At 37.6% G+C, this 15,905-nt stretch carries 15 protein-coding genes, 1 pseudogene and 2 riboswitches; of the genes and pseudogenes, 15 read left to right on the top strand and 1 reads right to left on the bottom strand.

Features of this window, described 5'->3' with window-relative positions; translation table 11 throughout:
- Positions 1 to 88 precede the first annotated feature (88 nt).
- Both EO122_RS03625 and EO122_RS03620 read left to right on the top strand, forming a co-directional pair.
- Positions 89 to 1,387: a hemolysin family protein gene (locus EO122_RS03625; protein ID WP_127009414.1), complete on the top strand. Its 1,299-nt coding sequence runs from the start codon at positions 89 to 91 to the stop codon at positions 1,385 to 1,387.
- Positions 1,388 to 1,540: 153 nt separating this feature from the next.
- Positions 1,541 to 2,233 (top strand): DNA repair protein RecO, encoded by a 693-nt coding sequence (locus tag EO122_RS03620; protein ID WP_127009413.1) that lies wholly within the window; start codon positions 1,541 to 1,543, stop codon positions 2,231 to 2,233.
- A 132-nt stretch (positions 2,234 to 2,365) separates the two neighbouring features.
- On the opposite strand, the gene cytX is transcribed toward EO122_RS03620, so the two are convergent.
- Positions 2,366 to 3,559, bottom strand: a complete 1,194-nt coding sequence (gene cytX / locus EO122_RS03615; protein ID WP_127009412.1) for a putative hydroxymethylpyrimidine transporter CytX — start codon at positions 3,557 to 3,559, stop codon at positions 2,366 to 2,368.
- A gap of 144 nt (positions 3,560 to 3,703) precedes the next feature.
- Positions 3,704 to 3,811, bottom strand: a riboswitch (TPP riboswitch).
- A gap of 80 nt (positions 3,812 to 3,891) precedes the next feature.
- Positions 3,892 to 3,988: riboswitch (TPP riboswitch) on the top strand.
- Between the two features lie 66 nt (positions 3,989 to 4,054).
- Between cytX and thiD the strand changes: the two genes are divergently transcribed.
- From thiD to EO122_RS03545, 13 genes and pseudogenes are all read left to right on the top strand, one after another.
- Positions 4,055 to 4,861, top strand: a complete 807-nt coding sequence (gene thiD, locus EO122_RS03610) for a bifunctional hydroxymethylpyrimidine kinase/phosphomethylpyrimidine kinase (RefSeq protein WP_127009411.1) — start codon at positions 4,055 to 4,057, stop codon at positions 4,859 to 4,861.
- A 94-nt stretch (positions 4,862 to 4,955) separates the two neighbouring features.
- On the top strand, positions 4,956 to 5,627 hold the full coding sequence (thiE, locus tag EO122_RS03605; RefSeq protein WP_206168508.1) for a thiamine phosphate synthase: 672 nt from the start codon (positions 4,956 to 4,958) through the stop codon (positions 5,625 to 5,627).
- A 375-nt stretch (positions 5,628 to 6,002) separates the two neighbouring features.
- Entirely contained in the window at positions 6,003 to 6,878 is an 876-nt protein-coding gene (gene glyQ, locus EO122_RS03600; RefSeq protein ID WP_009354040.1) for a glycine--tRNA ligase subunit alpha, read from the top strand.
- A gap of 1 nt (position 6,879) precedes the next feature.
- Complete coding sequence (glyS, locus tag EO122_RS03595) at positions 6,880 to 8,913, top strand: glycine--tRNA ligase subunit beta (protein WP_127009410.1); 2,034 nt, start codon at positions 6,880 to 6,882, stop codon at positions 8,911 to 8,913.
- Positions 8,914 to 8,919: 6 nt separating this feature from the next.
- The gene (locus EO122_RS03590; RefSeq protein ID WP_127009409.1) at positions 8,920 to 9,813 is read left to right on the top strand and encodes a zinc metalloprotease HtpX; all 894 of its coding nucleotides are present in this window, start codon (positions 8,920 to 8,922) and stop codon (positions 9,811 to 9,813) included.
- A 287-nt stretch (positions 9,814 to 10,100) separates the two neighbouring features.
- Positions 10,101 to 10,964, top strand: a complete 864-nt coding sequence (locus EO122_RS03585) for a DUF4261 domain-containing protein (RefSeq protein ID WP_240632647.1) — start codon at positions 10,101 to 10,103, stop codon at positions 10,962 to 10,964.
- On the top strand, positions 10,954 to 12,387 hold the full coding sequence (locus tag EO122_RS03580; RefSeq protein ID WP_127009407.1) for a DUF695 domain-containing protein: 1,434 nt from the start codon (positions 10,954 to 10,956) through the stop codon (positions 12,385 to 12,387). The genes EO122_RS03585 and EO122_RS03580 overlap by 11 nt, the downstream gene beginning before the upstream one ends.
- Before the next feature lie 11 nt (positions 12,388 to 12,398).
- The gene (locus EO122_RS03575) at positions 12,399 to 13,097 is read left to right on the top strand and encodes a suppressor of fused domain protein (protein WP_206168507.1); all 699 of its coding nucleotides are present in this window, start codon (positions 12,399 to 12,401) and stop codon (positions 13,095 to 13,097) included.
- A gap of 27 nt (positions 13,098 to 13,124) precedes the next feature.
- Positions 13,125 to 13,364 (top strand): immunity 17 family protein, encoded by a 240-nt coding sequence (locus tag EO122_RS03570; protein WP_127009406.1) that lies wholly within the window; start codon positions 13,125 to 13,127, stop codon positions 13,362 to 13,364.
- Positions 13,365 to 13,769: 405 nt separating this feature from the next.
- Positions 13,770 to 14,189, top strand: coding sequence for a hypothetical protein (locus EO122_RS03560; RefSeq protein WP_127009405.1), 420 nt, complete (start codon positions 13,770 to 13,772; stop codon positions 14,187 to 14,189).
- A gap of 144 nt (positions 14,190 to 14,333) precedes the next feature.
- Positions 14,334 to 14,423 (top strand): annotated as a pseudogene (locus EO122_RS03555) (transcriptional regulator); the annotation flags it as partial.
- 48 nt (positions 14,424 to 14,471) lie between these two features.
- Positions 14,472 to 15,215 (top strand): DUF6882 domain-containing protein, encoded by a 744-nt coding sequence (locus EO122_RS03550; RefSeq protein ID WP_127009404.1) that lies wholly within the window; start codon positions 14,472 to 14,474, stop codon positions 15,213 to 15,215.
- 73 nt (positions 15,216 to 15,288) lie between these two features.
- Positions 15,289 to 15,795: a YfbM family protein gene (locus EO122_RS03545; protein ID WP_206168506.1), complete on the top strand. Its 507-nt coding sequence runs from the start codon at positions 15,289 to 15,291 to the stop codon at positions 15,793 to 15,795.
- Positions 15,796 to 15,905 lie beyond the last annotated feature (110 nt).

Here is a 15,905-nt window from a genome sequence, read left to right as displayed (position 1 = left end):
AGACAAAAGTAACATATTATTTGTATATATCTTTACAGTGTATTAATAGAAAGGACTGATTTATATCGATACCCCCGTCACGGGTGGCATGATTCTATTTGCCATCTTTTGTATTTTAATTATTAGTGTATTTGTGATTAGTAAGTTTTCTTTTGCTCGTCTTCGTGAAGAACATTTAGAAGATATGGATACATTGAGCGATGGAAAAAAAGAAGAATTACGTGAATTATATCAACGACCTGAACGGTTTATGAATACGTCTACATTCTTTATTTTGTTTTTTATTATTGTCTTAGCTGTTTATATGGGGCGATATTTAGAAGTTAGTACAGATGTTATACTGCAACAGTTAGGATTTTATGATTCAACCTATACTATTGTAGTAGAGTGGATTGTGTTAGCATTATTTGCGGTAATAGTACTCATATTTGGTGAAATTATTCCGAAAGGGTTAGCGCTATCCTTTCCAGAACGTTATGTAGGCTTCAGTGTAACTATAGTTCGTATGGTTGGAAAAATAGTATTACCCTTTGTATATGTAGCAGAGTGGATTGGAAATACTATATTAAAAGCTTTCAAAGCTCCGTATCGTACAGAAATTGACTTAGTTCATACAGAAGAAGAAATCCGTGTATTGGTGAGTCGTAGTCATCAACAAGGTGAAATTGACCATGTGGAAGGTGAGCTCATCGACAATGTATTCGATTTTGTTGACCGCATTGCAAAAGAGGTTATGATTCCTCGGCAAGATGTAGTGTGTGTATACACCCAGGATAGTTTTGAAGAGACTATGCATATCGTATCTTCTACAAGCCACACTCGCTATCCTTTGTGTTTAGAGGATAAGGATCATATAATTGGTCTTGTCCATATTAAGGACTTAATGGAACGTCGTGAAGAAGCAAGCGAAGATTTACGGTCCATACGCCGTAATATTCTTGTTATTCCAGAAGTGATGAAATTATCTGTTCTATTACAGCACATGCGAACACGTCGTATTTATCAGGCTGTTGTGGTGGATGAATACGGTGGTATGGTAGGTTTAGTAGGTCTTGAGGATATTCTAGAAGAACTGGTTGGAGATATTCAAGATGAACATGAACGTGATCTACCGGCTATTGTGGAAAATTCCAACGGTACTTACAATTTTGCCGGAAAAGTATTAGTTGATGAAGTAGAAGATCTATTAGATATTTCCTTCGGTGATGTGGACGAAGATACTATTGGTGGCGTTATCTTTGGTATCCTAGAACGAACCCCAGCCGTTGGTGATGTCATAATTGTAGATGGATACACCTTTACAGTGACGGAAATGCAGGGATATCGTATTGAGCGTGTCTATGCTGTACCAGTTCCTGATGAAAGGGAGTTAATTGCGGCAGAATAATATGGATATAGGTTTCAAAAGTTAATTGATAGTAATTCAATTTCAAGGCACATATGTAAGTCAATCTATATAATATTATGCATAATACATAATAACATCCTAGTGTAATGTTGTAATTGAAACTGAGTATACCTGAGTGGAGAGGACATATAGATGAAAGCAAATACGTTTACTAGTGAAGCCATTGTACTGTGGCGTAAAAAGCGAAAATATTACAGTATCTATGCGTTCCTCACAAAGTTAGAAGGCATTATACTTTGCTCTGTGCCTCATAAGCGTAAAGCTAACTATAAAGAAGGGGCATATTTGCAGCCCTTAAGCCGTTTATATTTAACAGTAGCGCCTAATGGAGACATGTACGATATTATTCAGATGGATGGGATTTCTACACGTAATTATGAAAGTTTAGAAGATATTTCCTACGCTACCTTTAGCGGTGAACTAGTGAGTGCTTTATTTGAAAAAGGTACATTAGATCGTGGTGTGTATACGAATATGAGTCGATTTTTACAAGCCATACAAGATAAGCCAGTTCGATTAGGGTCTATTGTATTAGGGTGGCATATGTTAAGTATTGCTGGATTTGTTCCCCAAGGACAACATTGTAAGGAACCAGAGGCAATGGCAAGTCTTTGTGATGAAATCTATGAAACCTGTCAATATGTAGTGAAACAAGATCTACAACAAGCTATCACATTGATTTTGAACTATGATTGGATTCCTACAAAGCCTCTACGTCTTACTGCGAATCAATGGGATCAATTAGAAATTCTATTACGGAAACTTTTAACATATCAACTAGGATATACATTACATAGTATTGAGTTTTTAGAGATGATGATATAATTAATATATTAAAATGAAAACAGGAGCTACCTTTCATAGAAGGAATGCTCCTGTTTTGCTTTGTGAAGTTATTGTAAAGTGTGTGATGATATAATGAGTGCTTATATACGCACTAAATAGTATAGTAAACGGTTATATTTCTTTTTTCTTTTTAGATATTAGGCTTATAATATAGGTCGTTGCAATGGTTGCTAATGCTGTTCCTACGATGGTAGATAGGCTAGCTCCTAAGAATGGATTGCTGTCAAGGAAACGATGGTACATAACGGTACCAGATGCCCAGCAAATAATGTATAGGGTAGGACCATGGTCAAGGTACGGACAACGACGTAATAAGAAATAGTGGGTTAATAAAATAGCAATCATTGGGGCGAATACAGATCCAATCATATATAAGAAAGGAATGATATTATCCATTGGATAGATAGATGCGCCAATGGTACCGATGATCGTAACGATAATACCGATGGTACGACCAGAGTATTTAGTTTGTAAACTTTCAGAGGAAATACCAGCAGATAATGCATCCATGAAAGTAGTTGTGACAGTAGAGAATACGATGATGATTAACCCACCAAATCCTAAACCGGCGTGAAGAAGAACTTTTGCAATGTTGGTTTCATTTGTATAGAGGGCCGCTGCTAGGCCTAACACATACATGATGGAACTAGTGATGCCATATACAGTGGCGCTAGCCGCAGTACCTGCTACAGGGTTCTTGGACAAGCGAGTGTAATCGCTAATCAATGGAAGCCAAGACAATGGCATAGCGATGGATAATTCTAAGGCCGCCGTGAAAGTCATTTCATCAGTGATGATTCCTTGGCTGTGAATGGAACTTTCTTGTAACAAGCTAATTAACAAATAGATGCAGAGGATACCTAAGCCGTAGCCCATGATGCTGTTGATATAGCCCATGTTACGGATACCAATGAAGAGCCATACAATGATGAGAGCACCGATAATGAAAGTCCACGCAGTGAATGGTAGATTCCATAACTCTACGGCACCAAGAGCACCGTCATAAATCATAATACCGGTCCAACCAATCAGTTGTAGAACGTTTAAAATGGAAAATAATTTCATGCCTCCATTGCCAAAGACAGTGGATACAGTTTGCATAGAACTCATGTGTTCACGAGCGCCGATGAGTCCTGCACCAAATAATAACAAACAGCCGATGACGTGACCGATGATGATGGCTAATAGGCCGTCGGAAAATCCTAGGGGCGCAAAATAGGTGCCCGTCATAATTTCCGCAATGGAAAGAGCGGCGCCGAACCAAATGAGGGACAACCGCGATGATGAAAGTTTTGAATCAGTCATGAATACTCCTATCCATGCCAGTGGGAACAAAAAAGACTAATCTGAAACGATTAGCCTGTAGATGATAGATATTCTTAAGAGACCTAGTATTATAAGAAGGATCCATATAGTAATATGTCCTTGTGTATTTGTATAGGTATTATAAAAAATATACTAATATATCCCTACGTTGGCATTATCCAAATCAGGTTATGGGTTAGTCACACATAGAGACTTCTCAGCCCACTTCAGTGAGCACCCCTTATAGGTGTATTATACGGAGTGAAGGATACTACGTCAATAGGAATTTATATTGCATTGGTTCCTATTTCATGATATAACTAAATTAATATAAGAACCACTAGGGGTGCTTATGCTGAGATTGATGAGTATCAAAACCCTAGACCTGAACCAGATAATGCTGGCGTAGGAAAGTGGATGGCATCGAATACTAAGAATCGTACAAGAACCGTCCGAAGGATTGGTTCTTTTTTGTTACTAGTAAAGGAGATAGCTATGAAATTACATAGAGCATTAACGATTGCGGGAACAGATCCAACAGGTGGTGCAGGGGTGATGGCGGACTTAAAAAGCTTTCAAAGTCGTCATGTATACGGTATGGCTGTGATTACTTCCGTAGTGGCACAAAATACTCGTGGTGTAACCCACATTGTCCATATGGATGTATCTATGATTGAAGCACAGTTACAATCGGTGTATACAGATATAGTACCAGAAGCAGTTAAAACTGGTATGTTAGCCACAGCAGAGATGATGGAACTCATCGGGACATATATAGATCCTAAGGTACCCTATGTGTTAGACCCTGTGATGATCGCCACTAGTGGGGATCGATTGATTTCCGATGAGGCTGTGAAAGCCTTACAAAGTAAATTGATTCCGAAAGCGACTTTGATTACTCCGAACCGTAGTGAGGCTGAAGTGTTGGCAGATATGAAAATCGATACGGTAGAAGCTATGCATACAGCCGGAATTCGTATTTTACAAGAGTTAGGTCCTCAAGCAGTGATTATTAAAGGTGGTCACATCGGTGAGGAGGCTACAGACTATTTATTTACGAAAGAGACTATGTCCATGCGTCGATCTTGGACAAGTCCTAAATATGATACAGTACATACCCATGGCACAGGTTGTACATTCTCAGCGGTGATCACAGCGGAATTAGCAAAAGGGAAATCCTTGGAAGATGCCATTACCATTGGTAAAGAGTATATTCGCCTAGCAATCTTGCATAATCCAGCGTTGGGCACAGGCAATGGACCAGTGAATCATATGGCCTATGGGGATGAGTATGCTGAGTAATACAGGTATGATTCATATCATATCGACTATACTAGGTGTCATGGTATACTATAAGTGATCTTTTATAGTTGGCATTTAAGAAACGAGGATTATTTTGAAACATCATGATATAGATATAGTGCGATCCATGATGGGGTTGTACTTCATTTGTGGAACACCGAATACGAAGGATATTCACAAAACTCTTACAGAAGCGTGTAAAGGTGGCATTACGTGCTTTCAATTCCGTGAAAAAGGGGAAGGTGCTCTTGTAGGGGACGAAAAAGAACAGTTGGCACGAGAGTTGCAACACATTTGTAAGGAATATGGAGTGCCTTTCATCATCAATGATGATGTAGAATTAGCAGAACGAATTGGTGCTGATGGAGTTCATGTAGGTCAAGACGATATGGCTCTTGAAGAGGTACGCAAACAATTACCTAATGCTCTTGTGGGGACGTCCATTAATTCTGTAGAAGAGTTAGAAAACACAAAGTTGGACTATGTGGATTACATCGGTGTAGGTCCTATGTATGAGACAAGCACAAAAAAAGATGCCAAAACTGTGCGAGGCCCAGAATTAATTTTAGCCTTACGGGCTCATAATCCGACTATCCCAATGGTGTCCATTGGTGGCATCAATCGAGATAACTTTGATGATGTCCTAGCTGAGCCTGTGGACGGCATTGCGGTGATTTCAGCCATCACAGAAATGGAAGACATCGAATATGAAACGGCCATGTGGATAGAGAACATGGAGTGGTGTAAGATGTTCTTAGAAAAATAATGTGCTGAACATATTACCGAACTATTGAAGAATATGGGTATAGTAAAAGTAATGAAAAACTTACATCGTTGATTCAGTGGATACACCTTGACACTAATCCCTTTTATCCATACAATAGTATATACATAAGCGATGAAGCAGAGGAGTATACTCCCTTTAGCGAGTGAGGACGGTGAAAGCTCACGATTGAGTAGAAGGCGCTGTGGAGCATGAGCAGGAACGTTGTACCATACTAGGTATGGACAATTAGTAAAGGCTATTTTTTAAAAGAGGGCATTAGCCAATTAGGGTGGAACCGCGGGTATATCTCGTCCCTGTAGCGATTTTCGTTGCAGGGACTTTTTTATTCCCTGTAAAACATAAGGAGGAATGGAAATGACATTTCAAGAGATGATTTTTACACTCCAAAATTTCTGGGGTGAACAAGGTTGCATTTTGCAACAACCATATGACATTGAAAAAGGGGCGGGTACCATGAACCCTGCTACATTCTTACATGCCTTAGGACCTGAACCTTGGTCTGTATGTTATGTAGAACCATCCCGTCGTCCAGCGGACGGCCGTTATGGTGACAATCCGAACCGTTTATTCCAACATCATCAGTTCCAAGTGATTATTAAACCGTCTCCAGACAATATTCAAGAATTATACTTGCAAAGTTTGGCTGCTCTTGGCATTCATGCAGAAGATCACGATATCCGTTTCGTAGAAGATAACTGGGAGTCTCCAACATTAGGTGCTTGGGGCCTTGGTTGGGAAGTCTGGTTAGACGGCATGGAAGTCACACAGTTTACCTATTTCCAACAAGTGGGATCTATCGATGTAAAACCAGTATCTGTAGAAATCACATACGGATTAGAACGTTTGGCGATGTACATTCAAGGCGTGGAAAATGTGTATGACTTACAATGGAATGAACAATACACATACGGCGATGTATGGCATGCGAATGAAGTAGAGCAATCTACGTACAGCTTTGAATTGGCTGACACAGATATGTTGTTCAAATTATTCGACATGTACGAAGCAGAAGCGACTCGTGTTTGTCAATTAGGCTTTGTATTGCCAGCTTACGATTATGTGTTGAAATGTTCCCATACATTTAACTTGTTAGATGCACGCGGTGCCATTTCTATTTCTGAAAGAACAGCTTTCATCGGTCGTGTTCGTAACATGGCTCGTATTTGTGCACAAAACTATTTGGCGAAACGAGAAGAACTTGGTTTCCCATTGTTGAAAGGAGATAAATAAGATGGCTAAGGATTTACTCTTTGAAATTGGGGCAGAAGAAATTCCTGCAGGATTTTTGCCAAATATTATCAAACAATTAGGTGAATTAGCAACAGCAGCTTTGGCGGAACGCCACATTGCTCATGGGGATGTAAAAGTGTATGCCACACCTCGCCGCGTTGCATTACTTATCAATGACGTAGCAGAACGTAGTGAAGATGTTCAGGAAACTCATAAAGGCCCATCTGTATCTATTGCTTATGATGCTGACGGCAATGCTACAAAAGCAGCTATCGGTTTTGCTCGCGGTAAAGGATTAGACGTATCTGAACTGAAAGTAGTAGATGGTTACATCTTTGCTGACACAACGACAGCTGGTTTAGATACAAAAGAAGTCTTATCTGATGTATTATCATCCTTGATTACAGGATTAAGTTTCCCTAAATCCATGCATTGGGGCGATTTAGAAGAACGTTTCGTTCGTCCAGTACGTTGGTTGGTGGCATTATTTGGTCAAGATGTAGTACCAGTGACATTTGCTAATGTAACAAGTACAAATGTAAGCCGTGGACATCGTTTCTTAGGTGAATCTGAATTGACCATAACAGAACCAAAAGATTACTTAGATACACTAACTAAGAACTTCATTATGATTGACCAAGATGTACGCCGTGAGACAATTCGTAAACAATTAACAGAACTAGCAGCCACTAAAGGGGCTACTGTGGTGTGGGATGAGGATTTATTAGATGAAGTTACTTTCCTAGTAGAATATCCAACAGCACTTTGTGGTACTTTTGATGAAAGCTATTTAGCGTTACCATCAGACTGTATTATTACACCAATGAAAGACCATCAACGCTATTTCCCAATGGTGGACGGCAAAGGTAAATTACTTCCTATGTTTTTAACTGTTCGTAACGGCGATAGCAAATCTTTGGATGTGGTGGCAGCTGGTAATGAACGAGTACTTCGCGCTCGTTTAGACGATGCGAAGTTCTTCTTTAATGAAGACCGTAAAACACCATTAGCAGGCCGGTATGAAGCATTGACAAAAATTGTCTTCCAAGAAGGTTTGGGCAATTTAAAAGATAAAACAGAGCGCCTACTAACATTAGGTGCTGTACTAGCAAAAGAAGTAGGCTTTGCAGATACAGCTACGCTAGAACGAGCTACACATCTTGCGAAAACAGATTTAACGACAGGTATGGTGAGCGAATTTACTGAATTACAAGGTATTATGGGTAAAGAATATGCCTTACTAGATGGTGAAATACCGGCCGTAGGGGAAGCAATTTTTGAACAATACTTACCTCGTTTTGCTGGAGATATCTTACCAACTACCGATGCAGGTCGTATTTTGAGTATTGTTGACAAAGTAGATACTATTGTGGCTACTTTCAGCCGTGGTTTAATCCCTACAGGTTCCCAAGATCCATATGCATTGCGCCGTCAAACAATCGGTATCATCAATATCTTGATGGATAGCAAATGGTCCTTATCCATGCGTCCAATCTGGGTAAAAGCGATGAAATTGTTAGGCGTGGCTAGTGAAAAACAAGAAGAACTACTAGGTCAATTAGAAAACTTCTTCATCCTTCGTTTGAAAAATATCTTGTTAGAACAAGGAATGCCATATCAAGTAGTAGATATCGTATTGAGCCAAGATACTGTGACAGTTGCCTTAGCAGAAGGTTTAGGACAAGCCTTAACAGCCAACCGTCTTGATGAAAACGAACCATTAATGCAAGCTTACACACGTATTTTTAACATGGTAAAAGATGTGACTTTCACAGGCGTTGAGGAATCCTTATTGAAAGAAGATTCTGAACAAGCCTTGTACAAAGCGGCATTACCAGTGTATACAACAAATCGTAAAGCCTTAGAAGCTGGAGACTATGTGAAAGCTGTAAGCTTGGCAGAATCCTTGGTGCCATATATTGAAACATTCTTTGAGCATGTTATGGTTATGGATAAAGACGAAGCAGTGAAGCAAAATCGTCTTCAATTATTGCGCATGACCTATGAAGTAAGTAACTTGGGTAAATTAAAATAGGTCCCCATGATTATCACAGTATTAACATTTTTTGCGAATGTGTTTATCATTGGCAGTATTGTGTATATGTACCAAGTTATCTTTGGGCCTATTAATCATCCTTTTTTAATGAAAGCGATGGACCTCTTTCATGTGCGTATCAATTTGGAAAATATTAGCTATGCCGTAGCAGGTACCTCTGTGTTACTTGTGGCGGCACTAGCGCAAATTCCTTGGTTTCATCGCATTACTATGTGGCTCTATGGAGGACGTCGTCCCCTAGGGCAAGAGGTAGAGATTCTGCAGATGATTCAAAAAGATATGCAAAATCATACTGGTATCGATATGTCACAATTTGATTGGTTTATTAAGAATGATGATTCCATCAATGCCTTTGCGATGGGTCATAACCGAATTTGCATTAATACGGGAACCATAGCAACCTTACCGTATGATGAATTACTAGGCATAGTGGCTCATGAAATGGGTCATATTCATTACAAAGATAGCGCCTATGGATTCTCTCGATATTATATGAATTATTTGGGTCAAATGTGTATTCGTGTGTATGAACTATTTGCTCGTGTCATATTGTGGATTCAATACTTACGGTTGCCGGTGATTACTATCATTGTACAGGTATTCTATTTCTGTGTAATCTTGCAGATTTTGTTCATGCAGTGGGTGATTAAAGCACCGTTAATCATTACTGATTTGTTCACAGGCAGACGAGCAGAATACCGTGCTGATAAATATGCTTATGAAATCGGCTTAGGGGCTGAACTACATAATGCTTTAATTACCTTGCGTAACTACACCTCTGAAAGTAGTGAAAGTGGACTTATGAGTAAACTTTATAGCACACACCCAGCCACAGAAAAACGAATTGAACGATTGCGACAATATGTAGAGGGGAAGTAAGTTCTCATGTATGAGCCCTGAAACATTGGATAGTTTCATCGTACCTATATAATTGAATACAACTATAAAAATACCTAGCTCTATGAATAGATCATGAGCTAGGTATTTTTGTATTGGTAACTAAAGAAAAATGAAGGAAAACTACAGGAAAAATGATGAAAAGGATAGGAGAATGATAAAAAGACAGGTATTGATATTGATTGCTAAATATGTGGATGATACAATAATTGTAGATAATTCGGAGGAGTGAAACATAGAATGTTATGTGTAAGAAAGGATTCCCACTTATGAACAAAGAACTAATGACTAAAGAATTTGACTATGCTAACGAAGAAGGTTTTACATCGGAAGAGGAAACTGTAGGCTCATTTTGTGGAAGTGTTTTACTTTCAGAAGATGTATGGGATAAAGAAAAATTAATCAGCGATTTAAAAGCGGATTGGGAAATTGAACTATCAAAAGAAGATACGGGAGATGAAGATACAATCGTTACCTATTTTGATAAATATAGTATAATAATCAGTAATTTCCCTGCACCTATACCAAATGAAGAAGCTGAAATCAACGCAGAAAATAATTGGATGTGGGAAGAGGCTGTAGAGGTTACAAAGACTCATAAGGCTCACATTTTTGTAGCTATTTTGGGGGATGAAGAAGATGTAATATCAAGGGGCATACTTTATACGAAAATCATGGCTACTTGCTGCAAGCAAGAAAACGCCATTGGCGTATTCACATGTGGTGTAGTATTTGAGCCTAGTTATTATATGCAATCTGCTGAGATGATTAGAGATGGGGAGCTTCCAATTTTTACCTGGGTATGGTTCGGCTTATATAGGAGTAAAAATGGGCTATCTACCTACACTTATGGAATGAAAACTTTTGGAAAATTAGAGCTTGAAATCTTAGATGTCGATGAAGAAGCAGGAAAATTGCTATCGTTTATATCTTCAATTTCATCATATGTATTGCAAGATAATGTGGAATTTAAGGATGGAGAAACAATAGGACTTTCTACAGATGATATTCATCAAATCACACGGAGTAAAGGTGTTGCTCTTCCTGATCAGGACACACTAAAGATTTCTTATGAAAAGAAGAAAAAGAAGTCTTGGTGGAAGAGATACGGAGAAATTTACTGTGAAAACTGAACTCATTTATAACAAAGAAAACAGAGAAGAATTTTTTGCAAAGATTGATGAACTTACAGAGAAAGATAAACATACAGAATGTATCAATGCCTTAGAGAGTATTCCGGCTGAAGAAAGAGATTATGAAATCACTTATCAGCTTGCTCGTGCATTACAAAATTTTGCTATTGTAGGGGATGATGACAAGGGAACAGAATACAACAGAGGATATGAAGTTTTATTAAAGTCATTAGATATCCTTGAGTCTGTTAGAAAAGAAGGTCAAGACAAGGCAGAGTGGAATATGCGTATGGCATATGGCTATCAATATTTATTTCGCCAAGAAGAAAAAGCAATTCCCTATGCACAGCGCTGGGCAGAGTTAGATCCGGAAGATAAAAATGCACTGGAAGTCGTAAAAGAGTGCCAAGAGGAAATTGAAAAAAGAAAGAAAACGCGCGAAAAATATGCTGAAATAGAGGGTGTGGTAAAAGAAGAATTTGAAGCAATTCTGAAAGAGCATGGTATAGAAAATGTTGATGATTATAATAGTATAAGCGAGGAAGAATTTGAAGCCATATATGAAAAGATAACAAAGGTTCAAGAAAAATATAATTTACATGATGACTACACAGAAGGTCTTTTACGTGAAATTTTAGTAGGAGACGAGGATGATGGTGGAATCATAGAGGACTGGGGAGGATATCTTTGCAGATGGTCTGATGGACAACTGGCAAGTGTTAGACTGAATTTAGGCTTAGCCCTGCTTGAGTTTGACCCACAAGTGAAATATACGAAAAGGATACAAATCTCTGTCATGCTAAAAAATCCTGATGAAGATGGTCTTCCAATAAAGGAAGAAGAAGAAACGTTATATCATATCGAAGATTTGCTTGAAAGCGTCATCAAAGAAAAAGAAGGCATATTGGCAGGTTTCTTAAGATGGGACAAGAGACTTAGCATTTTTGCTTATGTAGAAGATGAAAAAGGTTATGAAGAAGCATTTGCAGTTGCCTTAAAAGAACAATTCCCGGATTATGAATATAAGTTCTGGGTGGATGAAGACAAAGAGTGGGAGACTTATTTTAATGCTCTTTATCCTGATAAATATGAGTATCAAGGTATTTTGAATATTAGACTAATTCACCAAATACAAATGGATGGCGATACTATGGTGCCTAGAGTTCTGGAGCATTGCCTTTACTTTAAGACCAAAGAAAAAAGAAAAGAATTTTTGGAGAAAGTGGAAACTGAAGGATTTAGACGAATTGATGAAAGGGCAGATGAGGTTATAGATGAAACAAACGAGTATCCATATCAAATTGTTGTTGGCAGAGAAGATGACTTTCACAATGTAAATCGCGTAACTTGGTATTTGATGGAGTTAGCCGAAGAACTAGAGGGATACTATGATGGCTGGGGCTGTGTTACAGTGAAGGAATAGGAGTATGAATTATGGGGTTATTTGATAAGCTAAGAAATAAAGGTGATAAAAAAATAACAAAAGAAGAATTTATTAAAAGAGTAAGAGAAGATGAAGACTATGCACCCGGTTGGGAAGCAATCGAAGGAGCGTTAAAAGTCATTTACAAAAACCAAGAACCTGCGCACTTTGGCACACTCATTACAAGAAGAGCGATTTTTGGTGGTGATGAATATTTAGATGGATATTCAATATATGATTCTTCTAACGGATATAAACACATTGTTACATTTGGTATGACAGAACTTTATGGGAATGAGGAAGCATTTGGTGGTGAATGGAACAAGTGGGGCTATGAGATGACGATCAAACTTAAAGCTGATAACGATGATTGTATGTGGGCGATGGATATGTTAGGTAACTTGGCTAGATACACTTATTCATCTGAAAGATTTTTTGAACCCTATCAATATATACAAGGTGACGGTAGTTCGATTTGTAATGATAAAGATTCAAAAATTACCGCTCTGTTCATTGTGAATGATACTGAGTTAAACACAATAGATACGGTTTACGGAAAAACAGATTTTTTACAAATTGTTGGAATAACGGAAAATGATTTACAAAAGCTAAAAGAAGATAGTGATAATGCATTAAGACTATACGAATTGATTAAGCAAGATAATCCGTATTTTGTAACAGATTTGAATAGTAAAAAATCGTATCTTTAGAATTTTAGATGAGAAAGAACATATCGTATGGAAAATATATTTGAATTTTTAAGATCCCATTTTGAGTATGTGCTAATAGCCGGAGGACTTTTGTTCTTGATAGGGGCAATTTTAGATTGGAAATGGATTTCTAGTGCAACCGTTGGTGATAAGGCTCGTCATGCTTTTATTTTTGAAGTATGGGGAGAAAAAGGATATAGAGTTTTTATTGGAATCTGTGGACTAGTATTAGCTATTTGTGGTCTTGTGTTTTTGGTGCTGAGATAGAAAGATGAGGTCAAGGGGAGCTTATTTATTCGGGTGAGATTGATTTTACAGAATGCGATATTGATGATTGCAATATACTCATTTTTGATAAAATAGTGTATGAAGGCAGTTTTGCAGGAAAGGCTATGACGTTAGCCGATTATATTAAACAGTATTCAAATGCTGAATTTGAAATTTTGACTGAAGGATATAGCGAATGTTCTACGATATATTCGGGGTGGATTCGGCAGGAAGACAAAGAGCCAGTAAGTGGAATCCTTAACATATATAATACAGGAGAAATAATATATAGACTTGACACATAAATCCCGGTGTTTATAGACAGGCATTGAAAGAACTTTCATCACATCTTACACGCATACCGAGGCGGTAAAGTAGCAAACTAAGAAACAGGAGAAACTAAGTATGAGTTATGATTTAATGGTTTTTGAAAAAACAAAAGCACCTAATACAAAAAAAGAATTTATGGTTTGGTATGATAAGCAAACAGAATGGGAAGAAGAACACGATTATGAAACAATAGGAGTATCTTCTCCTAATTTGCAAAATTGGTTTATGGAAATGAAAGATACATTCATACCTATGAATGGAGAGTATGCACCAAATTTTGATAATCTTGCTGAAGATGAAGCTACAAAAATGGAAATGCCCATGGCTGATTATTGTATCGGATATGATGTGATTTATGTAGCTTTTCCTTGGTCTGTGGCAGATGAAGCCTATGAACTTATGCGAGATTTAGCTAAAAAACATAATGTGGGATTTTTTGATGTGAGTGGAGAAAAAGGCGATATTATATTACCAGATGGAACTAGAATAGAGTAGTTATGTGCATTAAGCATTTCTAATTTAATTTACACAATTATTATAGAAATATAATTTTGTAAATTTAAATTTAGAGGACTTGATGAAAAATAAAGAAATACGGGAACTTGTACAAAATGAGATGAAAAATAACATGATGGATTTTTGAATTTGAAGAAGCTGTCCGAGGAAGAAAAGAAGTGGCTGAAAAAGATTGGACAGAAGTCGGACTTGCTGAAAAATCCAAACCCATAAAGGGGGAGGAAGTAAAGAACAATACATTAAAATATGGAGGGAATACAGATGAGATTTTGGGGAAAAGACAGAAAACAGGATAAAAGAAAAAATATTTGGATTGAGTATCTCAATATTGATACAGGAAACTGGTTTCAAGTGTTTTCAGCTTGCTTAGGTAAAATGATAGCAATACAGACTGCTTGTAGTGAACAGGTGGTAAAGGGGCAGGACTGGAGTGTTGATTTTTCAGAGGGCGTAATAGTTTTTGGAAATCAAAAGTATCCGCTTCAATTTATCGGAAGCGAGGCAACATTAAGTAACACATGGATGTGGGGGTGGGAAAATATCAATGGATTTTCCGAGAAAATTATTCAGGTAGCCACACACGCAAAAGTAGTTGGGGAATGCTGGAATTTAGATCCGCTAACGACAGCAAAATTTACATTAGACGATACATTCAACGGACATAACCTGTCTATAGTAACTTGTGGCTTGGCTGATAAGTATTGTTATTATAGAGGCCCACATTCTGGTGGAGCAATTTTTGTTGCATTTTCAGATGTTCCTGATAGTGTGTTTGCTTCCGTCGATGTTCAAAAATTCGTATCTATAACGACGCAATGTATTCAACAATTTAATATTGATCACAAAATTTTTGTGGAGGGATTTCTCTCGTGGAACAATACGAAATATGAATGGGATAATCAAACAGTACTTGCTCATTTTCAGCAAGATTTGAAAATTGAGTTTGAACATGTAAATGATATTTGGCGTATTTGCGCTATGAATACCATTTTATCAGCCAGATAGCAAAGCCAGTCAACGGCAATCTATAAAATCCAACCTACAGCGGGTGCGGAAGTAAAGAACAATACGGTAAAATATGGAGGAAAAACAAATGGGAATGATTGCAAATTATCAGTCAACTACTGACATTGAATTAGAAAAATTTATGTGTCTTGATGATGTGGAAGAAGCACAAGATGAAGAGAACTTAGAAATTTGTGATATAGATAAAATGTGGGATGCACTTCATTTTTTGTTGACAGGAAAATCTGCCCTCGAACCGATTAAAGATAATTTAATCAGCGAAGCGATTGTAGGGCAGTTTAATATTTCTGGGGAAGAAATCGAAGAATTTATATCTGGAACGAAAAGTGATAGAGTGAAAGAAATAGCAAAAGCGTTACAAAAGCTTGATTTTAAAACATATATTGATAAATTTGATCTGAGTGCGTTTCGCCAAAATGATATTTACCCTGATATTTGGGAATACGAAGAAGAAGCTGATGAAATTAAAGATGATGTAAGAACCTCATTTGAAAGTTTGAAAAAATTTTATGAGAAAATGGCAGAGCAAGAAAGAGCCGTATTAGTGTCAATCTATTAACTGTACATTTAGAAAAATTTGTGTAGGGAGGGAACAACCATGTCAGTAAGTGGTTATACGGTTGAAGCACATGGACATGACCGAAAAAATAATTACCATGGATTTTGACA

This window comes from Veillonella sp. CHU110 (assembly GCF_003992255.1).
Classification (GTDB): Bacteria; Bacillota; Negativicutes; order Veillonellales; family Veillonellaceae; genus F0422.
Note: the sequence above shows the minus strand (reverse complement) of the source record. Positions and strands in the feature narration are given on the sequence as shown.

Coding starts and splice junctions, on each gene's coding strand:
- EO122_RS03625 (WP_127009414.1), top strand. CDS start 89: ATGATTCTATTTGCCATCTTTTGTATTTTAATTATTAGTGTATTTGTG.
- EO122_RS03570 (WP_127009406.1), top strand. CDS start 13,125: ATGGAAAATATATTTGAATTTTTAAGATCCCATTTTGAGTATGTGCTA.
- EO122_RS03620 (WP_127009413.1), top strand. CDS start 1,541: ATGAAAGCAAATACGTTTACTAGTGAAGCCATTGTACTGTGGCGTAAA.
- EO122_RS03590 (WP_127009409.1), top strand. CDS start 8,920: ATGATTATCACAGTATTAACATTTTTTGCGAATGTGTTTATCATTGGC.
- EO122_RS03585 (WP_240632647.1), top strand. CDS start 10,101: ATGAACAAAGAACTAATGACTAAAGAATTTGACTATGCTAACGAAGAA.
- EO122_RS03550 (WP_127009404.1), top strand. CDS start 14,472: ATGAGATTTTGGGGAAAAGACAGAAAACAGGATAAAAGAAAAAATATT.
- glyQ (WP_009354040.1), top strand. CDS start 6,003: ATGACATTTCAAGAGATGATTTTTACACTCCAAAATTTCTGGGGTGAA.
- thiD (WP_127009411.1), top strand. CDS start 4,055: ATGAAATTACATAGAGCATTAACGATTGCGGGAACAGATCCAACAGGT.
- EO122_RS03545 (WP_206168506.1), top strand. CDS start 15,289: ATGGAGGAAAAACAAATGGGAATGATTGCAAATTATCAGTCAACTACT.
- EO122_RS03560 (WP_127009405.1), top strand. CDS start 13,770: ATGAGTTATGATTTAATGGTTTTTGAAAAAACAAAAGCACCTAATACA.
- EO122_RS03575 (WP_206168507.1), top strand. CDS start 12,399: ATGGGGTTATTTGATAAGCTAAGAAATAAAGGTGATAAAAAAATAACA.
- cytX (WP_127009412.1), bottom strand. CDS start 3,559: ATGACTGATTCAAAACTTTCATCATCGCGGTTGTCCCTCATTTGGTTC.
- glyS (WP_127009410.1), top strand. CDS start 6,880: ATGGCTAAGGATTTACTCTTTGAAATTGGGGCAGAAGAAATTCCTGCA.